This window comes from Kribbella sp. (assembly GCF_035687465.1).
GTDB lineage: Bacteria > Actinomycetota > Actinomycetes > Propionibacteriales > Kribbellaceae > Kribbella.
On record NZ_DASRXP010000369.1, the window covers coordinates 1 to 13,859 of the forward strand.

A 13,859-nucleotide genomic window follows, 5' to 3' on the forward strand; every position below is an offset into this window, starting at 1 on the left:
TCCCTCAACCGCTCCGGGCGGCAGTTCGATCGCCAGTGCCGCCGCGAGCGTGTTGCCGGGGGTGGTCTCGGTGCGGGCCGGCCGGGCCACCGGTTCCGGGTTCGCGGTCGACCAGCAGGGCCATGTGGTCACCAACGCGCACGTGGTGGAAGGAGCCAGCGATGTGTCACTGGTCCTGTCGAACGGCAACTCCCTCGATGCCGAGATCATCGGGATCGACACGAACAACGACCTGGCCGTCCTCCAGGTCTCCGCGGCCGCGGCCGGCTCGGGACTGCGAGCGCTCACGCTCGGCCGGTCCTCGGAACTCCGCGTCGGCGACCCGGTGCTGGCAGTCGGCTCACCGCTCGGTCTGGAAGGAACGGTGACGGCTGGCATTGTCAGCGCGGTCAACCGGCAGGCACGGTTCGGCGAAAGCGGCGCCCGGCAGACCGCGATCCAGACCGACGCCGCGATCAACCCCGGCAACTCCGGCGGCCCACTGGTCAACGCCGCCGGCCAGGTGGTCGGCGTCAACACAGCGATCGCCACCCTCGGCAGCTCTAGCGCCTCAGGCAACATCGGCATCGGCTTCGCCATCCCCGTCGACCGAATGACCACCATCGTCGAGGGCCTGATCAACTGAGGTTCAGGAACGGCGCGATGTAGTTGCCCGTAGCAACTGTAGGTGTACGCCGCTTGGCAGTGTGGTTGCGCGGGTGCATTGGCAGTGTGGTTGCGCGGTCTCCGCTGCGTGAGGGTGCTAGCCGAGGTGGTGGGTGTCAAGGGCGCCTTTGGCGTCGCCTTCGGCGATCGAACAAGTTCGACCCTTGACACCCACCACCTCGGCCAGGGAAGGACGCAGCTACGCGGATCCGCGCTGACGTGTGAGCTGCATCCGGGGGATTCCGTCCGCCCGGGTGGTTCCGGTTACCGAAGCGGCCCCATCCGGACCTACAGAAGTCGCGAAACCCTGTCCAGTAACCGGTTTCTCGGGTGGGGTGGGCGAGTTCTGTAGGTACGGGTGGGGGCCGGGCCGCAAGCCGTGGCGCGGTCTCGACGGCTAACGGGTTGTGGGACCGATGCCGGTCTACTGGGCGCTATCGGTCCAACAACCCGGTATCGGCGGTAGGCGCGTCCGGGTGGATGCCGGGTCGTTGGACCGATGCCGGTCTGTAGGGCGGTATCGGCCGGACAGGCGGGCATCGGCCGGGCGGTTCATCGGCTGGTCCGCCTGGTGGTGTGCTCGTTCCACCAGATGGATCGGTGGGGTCGTTTGGGGGTGGTTGGTGTCCCGACCGACAGGTAGTGGTCGCCGGAGTGGGGCAGTAGTCGGCGTGGTCAGGCGGGGCCGGCGGGTCGGGAGACGTGCCGGGGCGACTATTACCTGTCGGTCGGGACGCCGGGGCTGCGGCGGGTCACCCGGGCGGCACCCCCCACGGGATTCCCCTGAATTGTGGCCGTTCTTCTCAGCGGCTCCGGGCGTAGCTGCGTCCTTCCCTGGTCGTGGTGAGGTGTGTCAAGGGTCGAACTCGTTCGAGCCCGAAGGGCCGCGAAGCGCCCTTGACTCACCTCACCGCGACTAGCAAACTCACGCAGCCCGGCGACGCGAACCACCCACACCTACCGACCCACGAACCACCCACACCTATGCGCGCGCCTCGGTGACGGGGCAGGTGGGTTAGCGTCGGGGGATGCCTGCGTTGAGTGTTGAGGAGGCCCGGATCCGGGCCCGAGCGATTGCGGTTCGTTCGTATGAGGTCTCGTTCGACTTCTTGGGAGGGGAGAAGACGTTCGGGAGTGTGAGCCGGATTCGGTTCGGGGCGTCTGTGGGGGAGACGTTTGTGGATGTGAAGCCGGAGGGGCTGCTGGCTGTCACGCTCAACGGGGTGCAGGTCGATGTCGCGGAGCTCGATGATGGGCGGCTGCGGTTGGAGGGACTGCAGGCGGAGAACGAGTTGGTGGTTGAGGCGCGGATGGCGTACTCGTTCGACGGGGAGGGGATGCAGCGGTCCGTCGATGCGGCCGACGGGAAGGTGTACCTCTACGGGATGTCGTCGCTGGAGTCCGCGCCGCGTTACTTCGCGTGTTTCGATCAGCCGGATCTCAAGGCGCCGTACAAGGTCACGGTGACCGCGCCGGAGGACTGGATCGTGCTTGGCAACGGCGCCGCCGCGCAGGTGGGCCCGGGACAATGGGAGCTTGCCGAGACGAAACCGCTCTCGACGTACTTCGTGACCGTGGTGGCCGGGCCGTACCACCTGATCCGTGGCGAGCACGACGGGATTCCGCTGGGGCTCGCTTGCCGGCAGTCGCTGGCTGTGCATCTCGAGAACGAGGCGGAGGACCTCTTCAAGGTCACCGGGCAGGCGTTCGACGAGTACCACCGGTTGTTCGGTTACCGGTATCCGTTCGGGGAGTATCACCAGGTTTTCGTGCCTGACTTCAACCTTGGTGCGATGGAGAACCCGGGCTGCGTGACGTTCGCGGACTCCATGGTCTATCGGAGCAAGGTGACGGACGCCGAGCGCAGTACGCGGGCGCGGATCGTCGTCCACGAGATGGCGCACATGTGGTTCGGCGACACCGTCACGATGAGGTGGTGGAACGACCTGTGGCTGAACGAGTCGTTCGCGGAGTACATGGCGCACCGGGTCTCGCACGACGCTACGGACCATCTCGGGCACTGGATGGATTTCGCGTTCGTGCGGAAGTGGTGGGGACTGCAGGCGGATCAGCGGAGCTCGACGCATCCGGTCGCGGCCGAGGCGATCAAGGACGCTCGCGCCTCGCTCGACGACTTCGACGGGATCTCCTACGCGAAGGGCGCCGCGGTCCTGAAGCAGCTCGCCGCCTACCTGGGTGACGAGGTGTTCCTGAAGGGCGTCAACGCGCACATCGACGCGCACGAGTTCGGCAATGCGGACCTGGCCGAGTTCATCGAGATGCTGACCGGGGCCGGGGCGATCGACCTGCCGAACTGGTCGACGCAGTGGTTGCGCACGTCCGGCCTCGACACGATCAGCGCCGAACGCACCGCCACCGGTATCAGGCTCCATCGGCGCACGCCCGCAGAGTACCCGGCCGACCGGATGCACAAGGTGAAGGTCGGCTCGTACGACGAGTCGGGCCGCGGCACGTTCGTCGACGTCCTACTGGATCGGGAGTCCGTCGAGGTCGACCTGGCACCGGGGCAGGTCGTCGTACCGGATGCCGCGGACGACACCTGGGCCAAGATCCGCCTGGACGAAACCAGCCTGGGCAATCTCGCCGAGGTTCTTCCCCGGATCGAGGACGGCACCACCCGCGCGGTGATCTGGAACAGCATCCGCGACGCGACCGCCGATGGCGACCTCGATCCCCAGCAGGCCCTGGAGTTCCTGCTGGCCGCGCTCGCCCATGAGGACAGCGATATCGCAGTCGGATCGCTGCTGCGCTGGGCGGAGGCGCGCCTGATCGGCACCTATCTCCCGTACGAGGCGTCCCGCGGCCGGCTCGCGGACGCGCTCACCACCCGGCTCCGCACGACGCCCGCCGGCAGCAGTCTCCAACTCGCGATCGCCCGCGGCGTGATTGCTACGAGCAACGATCCCATCCTGCTCGAGGGCTGGCTGTACGACACCGGCATCCCAGAAGGCCTCCAGGTCGATGCAGACCTCCGTTGGTCTCTCGTACTGCGCCTCGTCCGGCTCGAGGTGTACGGCTCGGAGGAGATCGACGCCGAACTGGCCAGCGACAAGTCGACCGAAGGGGTCTCCGAGGCCGCGCGTTGCAGGGCTGCTCTGCCGGACGGCAAGGAAGAAGCCTGGGCGCGGATGATGACCGACCCCGAGGTGGGGGTGAACGAACTGTTCGCTGCCTCCGAGGGGTTCTGGCACCCGTCCCAGACGGACCTTAACGCGCCGTACGTGGATCGCTTCTTCGCCGACATCACCGCCACGGCCCGCCTTCGCTCCGGGATGGCGCTGGCGATGTCCACGATGAAGCTGTTCCCGCGGTTCGCCGTCGACCGGTCGACGATCGACCATGCGGATCGCCTGATCGCCGACGACAACGTTGCGCCCAGCATCCGCCGTACCGTCTCCGACCACACCGACGACCTCCGCCGCGCGGTCGCCGTCCGCGCCGCTCTGGGAACCCCGTCCAGCTCGTTCAGGACCTCTGAGCACCACAAGTGAGGGGTCGCGGGGAGTGTGGGTGGGCGCTTACGCTCTGGTGGGCATCCCGAGCAGAGGATCCGCCCATGCGACGCTTCGTGCTTCCGGTTGTTGGTTTGCTTGTTGCTTTGGTTGCCGGCCCTGCGATTGCACCTGTCGGGGCTGCGGCCGCAGTACAGGATGATGTCGCGGCCAGGCTGGCGACGATTCCTGGGTTGCGGGTGGAGAGCAGCACGGTGGTGAACGGGAAGCCGTTCTTCGTGCTCTGGTACACCCAGCCGGCAGACCACAAGAAGCCTCAAGGGGAGAAGTTCGAGCAGCGGGTGACTTTGTGGCACCGCGGGTTCGATCAGCCGACGGTGCTGCACACGACCGGGTACGGCGGGGTCGCCGGTGTGTTCACCGCGGAGGCCACCAGGCTCGTCGACGGCAACCAGTTGAACGTCGAGCAGCGGTTCTTCAACAACTCGACGCCAGCCAGCAAGAACTGGTCCAAGCTCACCATCTGGCAGGCCGCCTCCGACCACCACCGGATCATCGAGGCGTTCAAGAAGGCCCTGTACTCCGGCAAGTGGGTGTCGACCGGAGCCTCGAAAGGCGGGATGACCTCGGTCTATCACCGTAGGTTCTACCCGAAGGACGTGGACGCCACGGTCGCGTATGTGGCTCCGCAGGACGTGATCAACCGGCAGGACTCCTACCTCAAGTTCATCCAGGAGGCCGGCACGGATCCGCAGTGCAACCTGGCCCTGCGGAACATGCAGCGCAACACCTTGCTCCGGCGGCCGGCGATGCTCGCCAAGCTCAAGGAGTACGCCGCGGCCAACGGACTGACGTACGAGAGCACCTTCGGGTCGGCCGATCGCGCGCTGGAGGCGGCCGTGCTCGACACGCCGTTCGCGTTCTGGCAGTACAGCACGCAGGCGAGTTGCCCGCTCGTGCCGGGGAGTGCGACGGCGACGGACCAGCAACTGTTCGACTTCATCGACCAGATCTCCGGTTGGTCCTTCTACTCGGACGAAGGCACCGCGTCTTACCTGCCGTACTACTTCCAGGCGTCGCAGCAGCTGAACTGGCCGGATGTCGCGAGCAAGACCACCTGGTTGAAGGGCCTGCTGCACTACCGCGAGGCAGGGGACGCGCCGGCCGCAGTACCGGATGCGATCGAGCCGAAGCATGAGCCGTTCGCGATGCTGGACGTGGATCTGTGGCTGCGGAAGTCGGGTCAGCGGATGTTGTTCGTGTACGGCGAGAACGATCCGTGGAGCGCGGAGAAGTTCGAGCCGGGTCCGGGCACCAGGGACTCCCACTGGTACACCGTGCCGAACGGCAACCACGGCTCGAACATCGGCGCCCTGCCGACGGCGTCGCGGGTCGAGGCGACCGGGATCCTGCAGCGGTGGATGGGTGTGCCCGTCAACACCGGTCTGCGATCCGCGGCCGTGGACCCCGGCGCGGACCAGCGACTCAGCGCACGGTGAGGTGTTCGGCGACTTCCTTGCGGGCTTGGTGGATCCGGGCCTTCACCGTGCCGAGCGGGACCTTCAGTTCCTCGGCGATCTCGGCGTAGGTCAGCGCGCCGAGGTCGCGTAGTACGAGCGGCTGCACCAGGTTCGGGTGGTTGGACTCAAGTGACTCGAGGGCTTCCAGCAGGTCGAGCCGGGACCCGGCGATCACCGAGGTGGTCCGCGGATCCACCGACTCCGGGAGCACCTCGGCGGACTGCTCGACGGACCGGCGTTTCAGCGATCGATAGGTCTGCCTGGCCTGGTTGGTCGCGACCACGGTCAGCCAGCCGGCGAAACTTCCGGTGCCCTTGAAGGTGTGGATCTTGTTCGCCACCGTGAGCAGCGTGTCCTGCGCGGCCTCTTCGGCATCCTCGCGGAACGGCAGGAACTTGGACACCCGGCGCTGGACCTGCGGCCGAATCGCCTGCAGCAGTTCGGGCAGGGCGGCGGTTTCGCCGGCTGCCACTCGCGCCGCAAGCTGCTCGAGCTCCTCGTTCATGCTCCCCCAGGTCCGTGGCGGGTGTTCGCTTTGGTCCCTCCGTCCCCGACAATAGCCGGGATGGATGTCATCGGGAGATACCGCTTGCAGTCGAAGATCGGCGCGGGCGCCTTCGCGACGGTCTGGCGCGGGTACGACGACGACCTCGACGTCGACGTGGCCGTCAAGGTGCTGGCGGACAACTGGTCCTCCCGCGCGGACGTGCGCGAGCGGTTCCTCGCCGAGGCCCGGCTGATGCGCCGGATCGCCAGCGAGCGAGTGGTCCGAGTCTTCGACCTCGGAGAGCTTCCCGACGGCCGCCCGTACTTCGTGATGGACTACGTAGGCGGCGGGACTCTGGCCGAAGTACTGGCCAACGGGCCGCTCGATCCGGCCGATGCGCTTTGGTGGGGCGCGGACCTGGCCCGGGCGGTCGCGGCCTTGCACGACGAGGGCGTGGTGCACCGCGACATCACCCCGGCGAACCTCCTGCTCCGCCCCTCGAACCGGAACGAGTCGGGCGGCGGAACCCACCGGATCGTCCTCGCCGATCTCGGCCTGGCAAAACGGGCGGCCGAAGCCTCTGGGATGACCCAGGCCGTCGGCACCCCGTCGTACATGGCTCCCGAACAGGGCCGTGGGGACGGCGGGTTCGACGAGCGCGCCGACGTGTACGCGGTCGGCGCGGTCACCTACGCGCTCCTGACCGGACGCGCGCCCTTCGTGGCGTCGTCGATCACGGATGTCGTGGGCCGCGACCCGGACAGCAGTCCGCCCAGCCTGCGTCCCTTGCTGCACGACTCGGTCGGGGAAGTCGACGAGATCCTCGCCCGCACCCTCGCCTACCGGGTCGGCGAACGCTGGCACCGCGCCGACACGCTGGCGGAGCGCCTGGAGGGCGAGGCCTACCGCCTCGAACAGGAAGCACCCGTGCTCGCGTCCCTGCGAACCACCGTCGGCGACTCGGACCAGGCCGGTACTACGGTCGCGGTGGCGCCGGAGGTTCGTCAGAGGCGGCGCGGGTGGCTGCTGCTCCTCCTGCCGGTGCTGTTCGTGGCCGCGGCGGCCGGAAGCTGGTTCTTCGCCGGGCGGTGATCCAGCTACTGAGACGCAGGATCCAGGCGTGACGCTGACTCCGTAGAGTAATCGCATGACTACTCTACGGAAGTGCCTAGCGCCCGTGGCAGTCGCAAGCGTGGCTCTCGCCACCGTTCTCCCCGCAGCCGCCGCTCCGGTCAGCTACGCGTGCCGCGCGGACACCAAGTTCGGCCAGCATCACCTCTCGCTCCGCCAAGGGGCTGACGCGAAGGCGCCGGCCACGGTGAAGCCGGGCGGGGTCTTCGAGGTCGTCGTCGACCTGAAGCCGGGTTCCCTTCCCGGCGAGGTCAAGGGCTTCAAGCTCAAGGAGGTCCGTGACCTCTCCCTGCGCATCCCCATCCCCGCCAACTCGACGTACGTCGCGGCCAAGCTGTCCGGCGGTTCCGGCCTCGGCTCGACGCCCACCCTGGACGTCGCCAATGGCGTCGCCACGATCCGGGTCTCAGGCCCGATCCCGGGTGGCTCCGACTACCAACTCCCGAGCCTGACCGTTCGCCTCAAGGCAGGTCGATCCGGTGCGATCGAGACGAGACTCCAGGGCTCCAGCTTCGACAACCCCGGACTGAACCTGCAGGCCAAGATCAAGTGGAAGTTCGTCACCATCGACTCCCCGGTCGCCTGCTATCCCGACCCCAACCCACCGCTGACCCGCACCGAGATCCGCTAGTAGGTGACGGTGATCCGGCGAGCCGACGAATCGATGGACACCGTGCCGCCATAGGGCAGGACGACCTGCGGGTCGGTGTGGCCGAAGTCGATCCCGGTAACGAGCAGAGCCGACGGGTTGTACTCCGCCAGCGTGCCCTCGACCGCCGCATACTGATCCGCGACGTAGCGGGCGCCGTCCTCCGCCGAGAGCTGGTTGTCGAGCTCCCATGCCTTCGGACGAGCCCAGAGCACGGCCTCGAAGCGTTCCAGCAGACCGCGTTCGCCTAGGTTCCGCAGCATCCATGAGACCTGCTGGTCGCTCGGCATGTCCTCGCTGGTCTCCAGGAAGAGCACGCCCGAGTACTGGTCGACCGGCAGCATCCAGCGATTCGCCGCCAGTTGCCAGTCGATGATCTCCACGCAGCCGCCCCACAGCCGTCCCGTCACGACTCCGGAACCCTGCCAGCTCCACTCGGCGCCAGGGAACAGCTCCGGTTCCGTCTCCAGGAAGGAGGCATCTGCCCAGTCGCGATCGCGATCCGTCCAGCCCTTGGCGGGCGTCAGTTCGAACTCGCCCGACTCGAAGAGCGCAGCTCGCAGCGACCGCTCGGAGTCGGGATGCATGGCGCCGCCACGTCCGAACTGGACCATCACGCTGCCGCCGTGAAACGCCGGAAGTCCCAAGGAATAAAGGAAGTTCAGCAGGTTCGTGTTGTCGCTGTAGCCGAAGAACGGCTTCGGGTTCGAGCGGAACACCTCCGGGTCGAGGTGCTTCAGCACGGTGATCTGGTCGCTGCCGCCGATGCTGGAGATCACCGCGCGGATCGACGGATCGGACCACGCGGCATGCAGGTCGGCAGCGCGCTCAGCCGGAGTCGCGTTCAGTCTCTTGGTCGTCGGATACTCGACCGGCTCAAGCCCAAAGGAGCGCAGCCGCTGCAGTCCGAGTTCGTATGGCGCCGGGAACACCTCGGGCAATCCACCCGAGGGCGAGACGACGGCGACTCGGTCACCCGGTACAGGCTTGGCGGCAAAGATCATGCCGCCAAGCTTGTCAGACACCGATGGGGTGCCACACCGTCTTTAATTCCAGGTACTGCGTCAGCCGCGAGAGTCCCGGTGATTCCGCCCAGTCCTCGTCGGCCGGCCGGCGGACCCGCTTGAGGTTCTCCGCCGAGGCGGCCTCCAGGTCGCGCGCCTCGTCGGCATCCGTGACGCCCGCCAGGTCGATCGCGTTCACGTCGAGGTGACCCGCGAGCCACGGCCCGATCTCCGAGGCGCTCCCGGTCAGGATGTTGACCACCCCACCCGGCAGGTCGGAGGTCGCCATCACCTCGCCCAGCGTCACCGCAGGCAGCGGCCGCTCGAACGACGTGACCGCGACGACCGTGTTCCCCGACACGATGGCTGGGGCGATCACGCTGGTCAGGCCGAGCAGACTCGAGTCCTGCGGAGCCAGCACCGCCACGACACCCGTTGCCTCGGGCAAGGAGAAGTCGAAGTACGGGCCGGCGACCGGGTTGCTGGAGCCGACCACCTGGGCCAGCTTGTCCGCCCAGCCGGCGTACCAGACCCAGCGGTCGATCGAGGCGTCGACGACCGCGCGGGCCTTGCTGATCGACAGTCCCTCGGAAGCGGCGACCTCGGAGCTGAACTGCTCGTGCCGGCCCTCCATCACCTCGGCGATCCGGTAGAGCACCTGGCCGCGGTTGTAGGCCGTCTTCGTCGACCAGCCGCCGAACGCCTTGCGGGCCGCGACGACCGCGTCCCGGGCGTCCTTGCGGGAGGCCTGCGACGCGTTCGCGAGAAACTTGCCCTTGGCACTGTTCACGACGTACGAACGGCCGGATTCGCTGCGGGGGAAGGCGCCGCCGACGTACAGCTTGTAGGTCTTGCGCACGTCCAGCCGCGCCGGGTCGGATTTAGTGGGCAAGGTAGGCCTCCAGACCATGGCGGCCGCCCTCGCGACCGTAGCCCGACTCCTTGTAGCCGCCGAACGGCGAGGTCGGGTCGAAGCGGTTGAACGTGTTGGCCCAGACGACGCCGGCCCGCAGCTGGTTCGCCATCCAGAGGATCCGGGACCCCTTGTCGGTCCAGACCCCGGCGGACAGGCCGAAGGGGGTGTTGTTCGCCTTCTCCACGGCCTCGGCGGGGGTCCGGAAGGTGAGCACCGACAGCACCGGGCCGAAGATCTCCTCGCGGGCGATCCGGTGCGCCTGGGAGACGCCGGTGAACACGGTCGGTGGGAACCAGTAGCCCTGCGGCGGCAGTTCGCACTCGGGCGACCAGCGCTCGGCGCCCTCGTCCTCGCCGACCTGCGACAGCTCGCGGATCCGGGCCAGCTGCTCGGGGGAGTTGATCGCGCCGATATCGGTGTTCTTGTCCAGCGGATCACCGATTCGCAGGGTGCTCATCCGGCGCTTCAGCCGGGCCAGCACCTCGTCGTACACGCTCTCCTGGACCAGCAGCCGCGAACCCGCGCAGCAGACGTGGCCCTGGTTGAAGAAGATGCCGTTGACGATGCCCTCGATGGTCTGGTCGATCGGGGCGTCCTCGAAGACGATGTTCGCCGCCTTGCCGCCGAGCTCGAGGGTGACCTTCTTGTCCGTGCCCGCGACCGACTTGGCGATCGCGCGGCCGACCGCGGTGGAGCCGGTGAACGCGACCTTGTCGACGCCTTCGTGCTCGACCAGCGCCTGGCCGGTCCGGCCGGCGCCGGTGATGATGTTGACCACGCCTGGCGGCAGGTCCGCCTGCTGGCAGATCTCCGCGAACGCCAGCGCGGTCAGCGGTGTCGTCTCAGCAGGCTTCAGAACTACGGTGTTGCCGGCCGCGAGCGCCGGGGCGATCTTCCACGCCAGCATCATCAGCGGGAAGTTCCACGGGATCACCTGCGCGGCGACGCCCAGCGGCTGCGGGTTCTCGCCGGCGCCGGCGTACTCGAGCTTGTCGGCCCAGCCGGCGTAGTAGAAGAAGTGCGCGGCGACCAGCGGGAGGTCGACATCGCGGGACTCGCGGATCGGCTTGCCGTTGTCGAGCGACTCCAGCACGGCCAGCTCACGCGACCGCTCCTGGATCAGCCGGGCGATCCGGTACAGGTACTTCGCGCGGTCTCGGCCCGGCATCGGGCCCCAGACCTTGTCATAGGCCTTGCGGGCGGCGCGGACAGCCTTGTCGACGTCCGCGGGACCGGCCTCGCTGACCTCCGCGAGCACCTCCTCGGAGGCGGGGCTCACGGTCTTGAACGGCTTGCCGTCCGTCGCCTCCACGAAGGCGCCGTTGATGAACAACCCGTACGACGACTTGATGTCGACGATGGCCCGCGACTCGGGGGCCGGTGCGTACTCGAATCTGCTCATGCCTCAGTCCAGCGTGAAATAGTCGGGTCCGGAGTAGTTTCCGGTGGCCAGCTTGGTGCGTTGCATCAGCAGGTCGTTCAGCAGACTGGACGCGCCGAAGCGGAACAGCTCCGGGTCCAGCCAGTCCGGTCCGGCCGTCTCGTTGACGGTGACCAGGTACTTGATGGCGTCCTTCGCGGTCCGGATCCCGCCCGCGGGCTTGACGCCGATGTGCAGGCCGGAGGCCTCGTGGTAGTCGCGGACGGCTTCCAGCATCACCAGGGTGACGGGAAGCGTCGCGGCAGGGGAGACCTTGCCAGTTGAAGTCTTGATGAAGTCCGCGCCGGCCAGCATCGCCAGCCACGACGCGCGCCGTACGTTGTCATAGGTGACCAGCTCGCCGGTCTCCAGGATGACCTTCAGGTGCGCGTCTCCCGCGGCCTCGCGGATCGCGGTGATCTCGTCGAAGACCAGCCCGTACCGGCCGGACAGGAACGCACCGCGGTCGATCACCATGTCGACCTCGTCGGCACCGGCGGCGACCGCGTCCTTGGTGTCCTGCACCTTGATCGCGAGGCTCGAACGCCCACTGGGGAAGGCGGTCGCGACACTCGCCACGTTGATGCCGGAGCCGCGCAGCTCGTACTTCGCGGTCGCCACCAGGTCCGGGTAGACACAGACAGCGGCCACCTGCGGGGCGGTCGGGTCCGCCGGGTCGGGGCGTTTCGCCTTCGCGCACAGTGCCCGCACCTTGCCGGGGGTGTCCTGTCCTTCGAGCGTGGTCAGATCGATCATCTGGATGGCCAGGTCCAGCGCGTACGCCTTGGCGGTGGTCTTGATCGATCGCGTGCTCAACGTGGCGGCGCGAGCCTCGGCCCCGACCTGGTCAACGCCCGGCAGGCCCAGCAGGAACCGGCGCAGCCGGTCCTCGGACGAGGTCACGTCAGCCAAACTGTCGACGCCAGTGTCGGTAGTGGTCACCCTCGCGAGTCTACTGCGATTACGCGGCCCGCTCTCCCGCTGCCTCCGCGGGGTGGTGGGGGCTCTAACTAGGACTGTAACCGCGGGCCGGTTACCTTGTCCGGGTGAATTCGAAGGTGTCCGAGAACGAGCAGTACCTTTCCACGTCGAACCGGATCACGGGAGTCGTGGTGATGGTGATCGGGCTGGTGGGGTTGCTCGACATCGTGCTGGAGTGGCGGACGATGGGCGGGTTGCTGGTGGCGGCGCTCATCGCGGTGCTGATGGTGCTGACGTACCTCGGGCTGGTCCGGCCGTCCGTCACGCTCCGCCCCGACGGGCTGCTGATCCGTAACCACCTCCGGGACCATCTCGTGCCGTGGAACAAGATCACCGAGGTGGATGTGACCGACATCCTCCGGGTGCACACGGAGGACGGCAAGGTCCGGTGCCCGGGTGTTCAGGTGGTGATGCGGGACCTGCGCAAGCAGCGGGTCGGCGGCCGGAAACTGAGGGACGACAGCTCGATCTCCCGGGCGGACTTCGTGGTCGAGCGGATCGAGAACCACAGGGAGCGCTACAGCCGCGACGCCACCGGCGAGATCACCACCACCTGGGCCCGCCCCGAACTCATCATCCTCGCCGCCCTGGTAACCCTCGCCATCATCGCCCAAATCCTGCGCTGACCCACCGGCCCGGCCACACTCTGGTGTGATCGACAGCCAGAAGTCGCCGGACCGGCCCTCTCGTCGTGCGGTTCTGATCACCGGCGCCGCGGCAGCGGTAGGGGTGGCCGCAGGTGCCGGACTCGTCGAGGCAGGTGTCCTCCCCGGTCGTGCGCGAGTGCACGACGTCCTGGGGCTGACTGGCGACGACGGCGTCGTTCCCGACGTGCCGGCCGGGCAGGTGGAGTCAGGCAGCTTCGAATCAGCCGCACGGCGTACGACGGTCGGGTGGACCGTGATGTACCCGCACGGGTACCAGCCGGATGCGCACCTTCCGGTGGTGCTGGTGCTGCACGGCCGAGGCGGTGATCACAGCTCCGCGATCAACGATCTCGGCGCGGACCGCTACCTGACAGCTGCAGTGCGAGCCGGTACTCCGCCCTTCGCGCTCGCCGCGGTCGACGGAGGAGCCGACACCTACTGGCACCGCCGGGCGACCGGGGACGATCCACAGCGCATGCTGACCACGGAATTCCTGCCCCTGCTGGCGAAACTAGGTCTCAGCACCGACCGGTACGGAGTACTGGGGTGGTCGATGGGCGGCTACGGCGCACTTCTGCTGGCAGCCGAGGTCGGACCGCCGAAGGTGATCGCGGCGGGAGCGATGAGCCCGGCGCTCTGGCACGAACTTGCGGATTCAACTGCCGGTGCCTACGACGGGCCGGAGGACTTCGGGCAGCATCAGGTCTTCGGCCGGGCCGCGGAGTTCGAGGAGGTTGCTCTGCGCATCGATTGTGGGAGGGACGACCCGTTCGCGGAGGCGGTGCGTGACCTTCGGGACGAGGTCCGGGCCGAGGGTGGGGTGCAGGCGGGGGCGCATACGAGTGGTTACTGGCGGCGCATGCTTGCTGACCAGTTGCAGTTCCTGGGGCGGGAAATCGGAAGTTGAGGGGAACTTCACGTACTGCGTCCGCGTCCGAGCCCGTGTCCGTCCCGGGATGAACCCCTCGGTCCCCCAGGATGGCTCC

12 protein-coding genes are annotated in these 13,859 nt (G+C 67.8%); 7 read left to right on the top strand and 5 right to left on the bottom strand.

The window, feature by feature from the left end:
* The 3 genes from VFG33_RS19210 to VFG33_RS19220 all read left to right on the top strand — a co-directional run.
* A partial coding sequence (locus tag VFG33_RS19210; protein ID WP_325054279.1) for a S1C family serine protease occupies positions 1-625 on the top strand: 625 nt, incomplete at its 5' end.
* A gap of 1,048 nt (positions 626-1,673) precedes the next feature.
* The gene (pepN, locus tag VFG33_RS19215) at positions 1,674-4,157 is read left to right on the top strand and encodes an aminopeptidase N (protein ID WP_325054280.1); all 2,484 of its coding nucleotides are present in this window, start codon (positions 1,674-1,676) and stop codon (positions 4,155-4,157) included.
* 65 nt (positions 4,158-4,222) lie between these two features.
* On the top strand, positions 4,223-5,617 hold the full coding sequence (locus tag VFG33_RS19220) for a S28 family serine protease (protein WP_325054281.1): 1,395 nt from the start codon (positions 4,223-4,225) through the stop codon (positions 5,615-5,617).
* Here the strand turns inward: VFG33_RS19220 and VFG33_RS19225 are convergent.
* Positions 5,604-6,143, bottom strand: coding sequence for an RNA polymerase sigma factor (locus VFG33_RS19225; protein ID WP_325054282.1), 540 nt, complete (start codon positions 6,141-6,143; stop codon positions 5,604-5,606). The genes VFG33_RS19220 and VFG33_RS19225 overlap by 14 nt on opposite strands.
* 60 nt (positions 6,144-6,203) lie before the next feature.
* On the opposite strand from VFG33_RS19225, the gene VFG33_RS19230 reads away from it, so the two are divergent.
* Together VFG33_RS19230 and VFG33_RS19235 are read left to right on the top strand one after the other, a co-directional pair.
* Positions 6,204-7,217 (top strand): serine/threonine-protein kinase, encoded by a 1,014-nt coding sequence (locus tag VFG33_RS19230; protein WP_325054283.1) that lies wholly within the window; start codon positions 6,204-6,206, stop codon positions 7,215-7,217.
* A gap of 55 nt (positions 7,218-7,272) precedes the next feature.
* Positions 7,273-7,887, top strand: coding sequence for a hypothetical protein (locus VFG33_RS19235; RefSeq protein WP_325054284.1), 615 nt, complete (start codon positions 7,273-7,275; stop codon positions 7,885-7,887).
* Here VFG33_RS19235 and VFG33_RS19240 read toward each other — a convergent pair.
* The 4 genes from VFG33_RS19240 to deoC are packed head-to-tail and all read right to left on the bottom strand — an operon-like array spanning position 7,884 to position 12,187.
* Positions 7,884-8,930: a S66 family peptidase gene (locus VFG33_RS19240; protein ID WP_325054285.1), complete on the bottom strand. Its 1,047-nt coding sequence runs from the start codon at positions 8,928-8,930 to the stop codon at positions 7,884-7,886. The two genes, VFG33_RS19235 and VFG33_RS19240, sit on opposite strands and share 4 nt — an antisense overlap.
* On the bottom strand, positions 8,923-9,801 hold the full coding sequence (locus VFG33_RS19245) for an aldehyde dehydrogenase family protein (RefSeq protein WP_325054286.1): 879 nt from the start codon (positions 9,799-9,801) through the stop codon (positions 8,923-8,925). The genes VFG33_RS19240 and VFG33_RS19245 overlap by 8 nt, the downstream gene beginning before the upstream one ends.
* The gene (locus VFG33_RS19250) at positions 9,791-11,227 is read right to left on the bottom strand and encodes an aldehyde dehydrogenase family protein (RefSeq protein ID WP_325054287.1); all 1,437 of its coding nucleotides are present in this window, start codon (positions 11,225-11,227) and stop codon (positions 9,791-9,793) included. The genes VFG33_RS19245 and VFG33_RS19250 overlap by 11 nt, the downstream gene beginning before the upstream one ends.
* 3 nt (positions 11,228-11,230) lie before the next feature.
* Entirely contained in the window at positions 11,231-12,187 is a 957-nt protein-coding gene (gene deoC / locus VFG33_RS19255; protein ID WP_325054288.1) for a deoxyribose-phosphate aldolase, read from the bottom strand.
* A gap of 104 nt (positions 12,188-12,291) precedes the next feature.
* Between deoC and VFG33_RS19260 the strand changes: the two genes are divergently transcribed.
* A complete protein-coding gene (locus tag VFG33_RS19260) occupies positions 12,292-12,852 on the top strand; it encodes a PH domain-containing protein (protein WP_325054289.1) in 561 nt (186 codons plus the stop codon).
* Positions 12,853-12,877: 25 nt separating this feature from the next.
* Positions 12,878-13,780, top strand: a complete 903-nt coding sequence (locus tag VFG33_RS19265; protein WP_325054290.1) for an alpha/beta hydrolase — start codon at positions 12,878-12,880, stop codon at positions 13,778-13,780.
* The last annotated feature ends 79 nt before the right edge of the window (positions 13,781-13,859 follow it).

What these genes read in the sequence shown, in the direction of transcription:
- pepN (WP_325054280.1), top strand. Translation starts at nt 1,674, where the DNA reads ATGCCTGCGTTGAGTGTTGAGGAGGCCCGGATCCGGGCCCGAGCGATT.
- VFG33_RS19220 (WP_325054281.1), top strand. Translation starts at nt 4,223, where the DNA reads ATGCGACGCTTCGTGCTTCCGGTTGTTGGTTTGCTTGTTGCTTTGGTT.
- VFG33_RS19225 (WP_325054282.1), bottom strand. Translation starts at nt 6,143, where the DNA reads ATGAACGAGGAGCTCGAGCAGCTTGCGGCGCGAGTGGCAGCCGGCGAA.
- VFG33_RS19230 (WP_325054283.1), top strand. Translation starts at nt 6,204, where the DNA reads ATGGATGTCATCGGGAGATACCGCTTGCAGTCGAAGATCGGCGCGGGC.
- VFG33_RS19235 (WP_325054284.1), top strand. Translation starts at nt 7,273, where the DNA reads ATGACTACTCTACGGAAGTGCCTAGCGCCCGTGGCAGTCGCAAGCGTG.
- VFG33_RS19250 (WP_325054287.1), bottom strand. Translation starts at nt 11,227, where the DNA reads ATGAGCAGATTCGAGTACGCACCGGCCCCCGAGTCGCGGGCCATCGTC.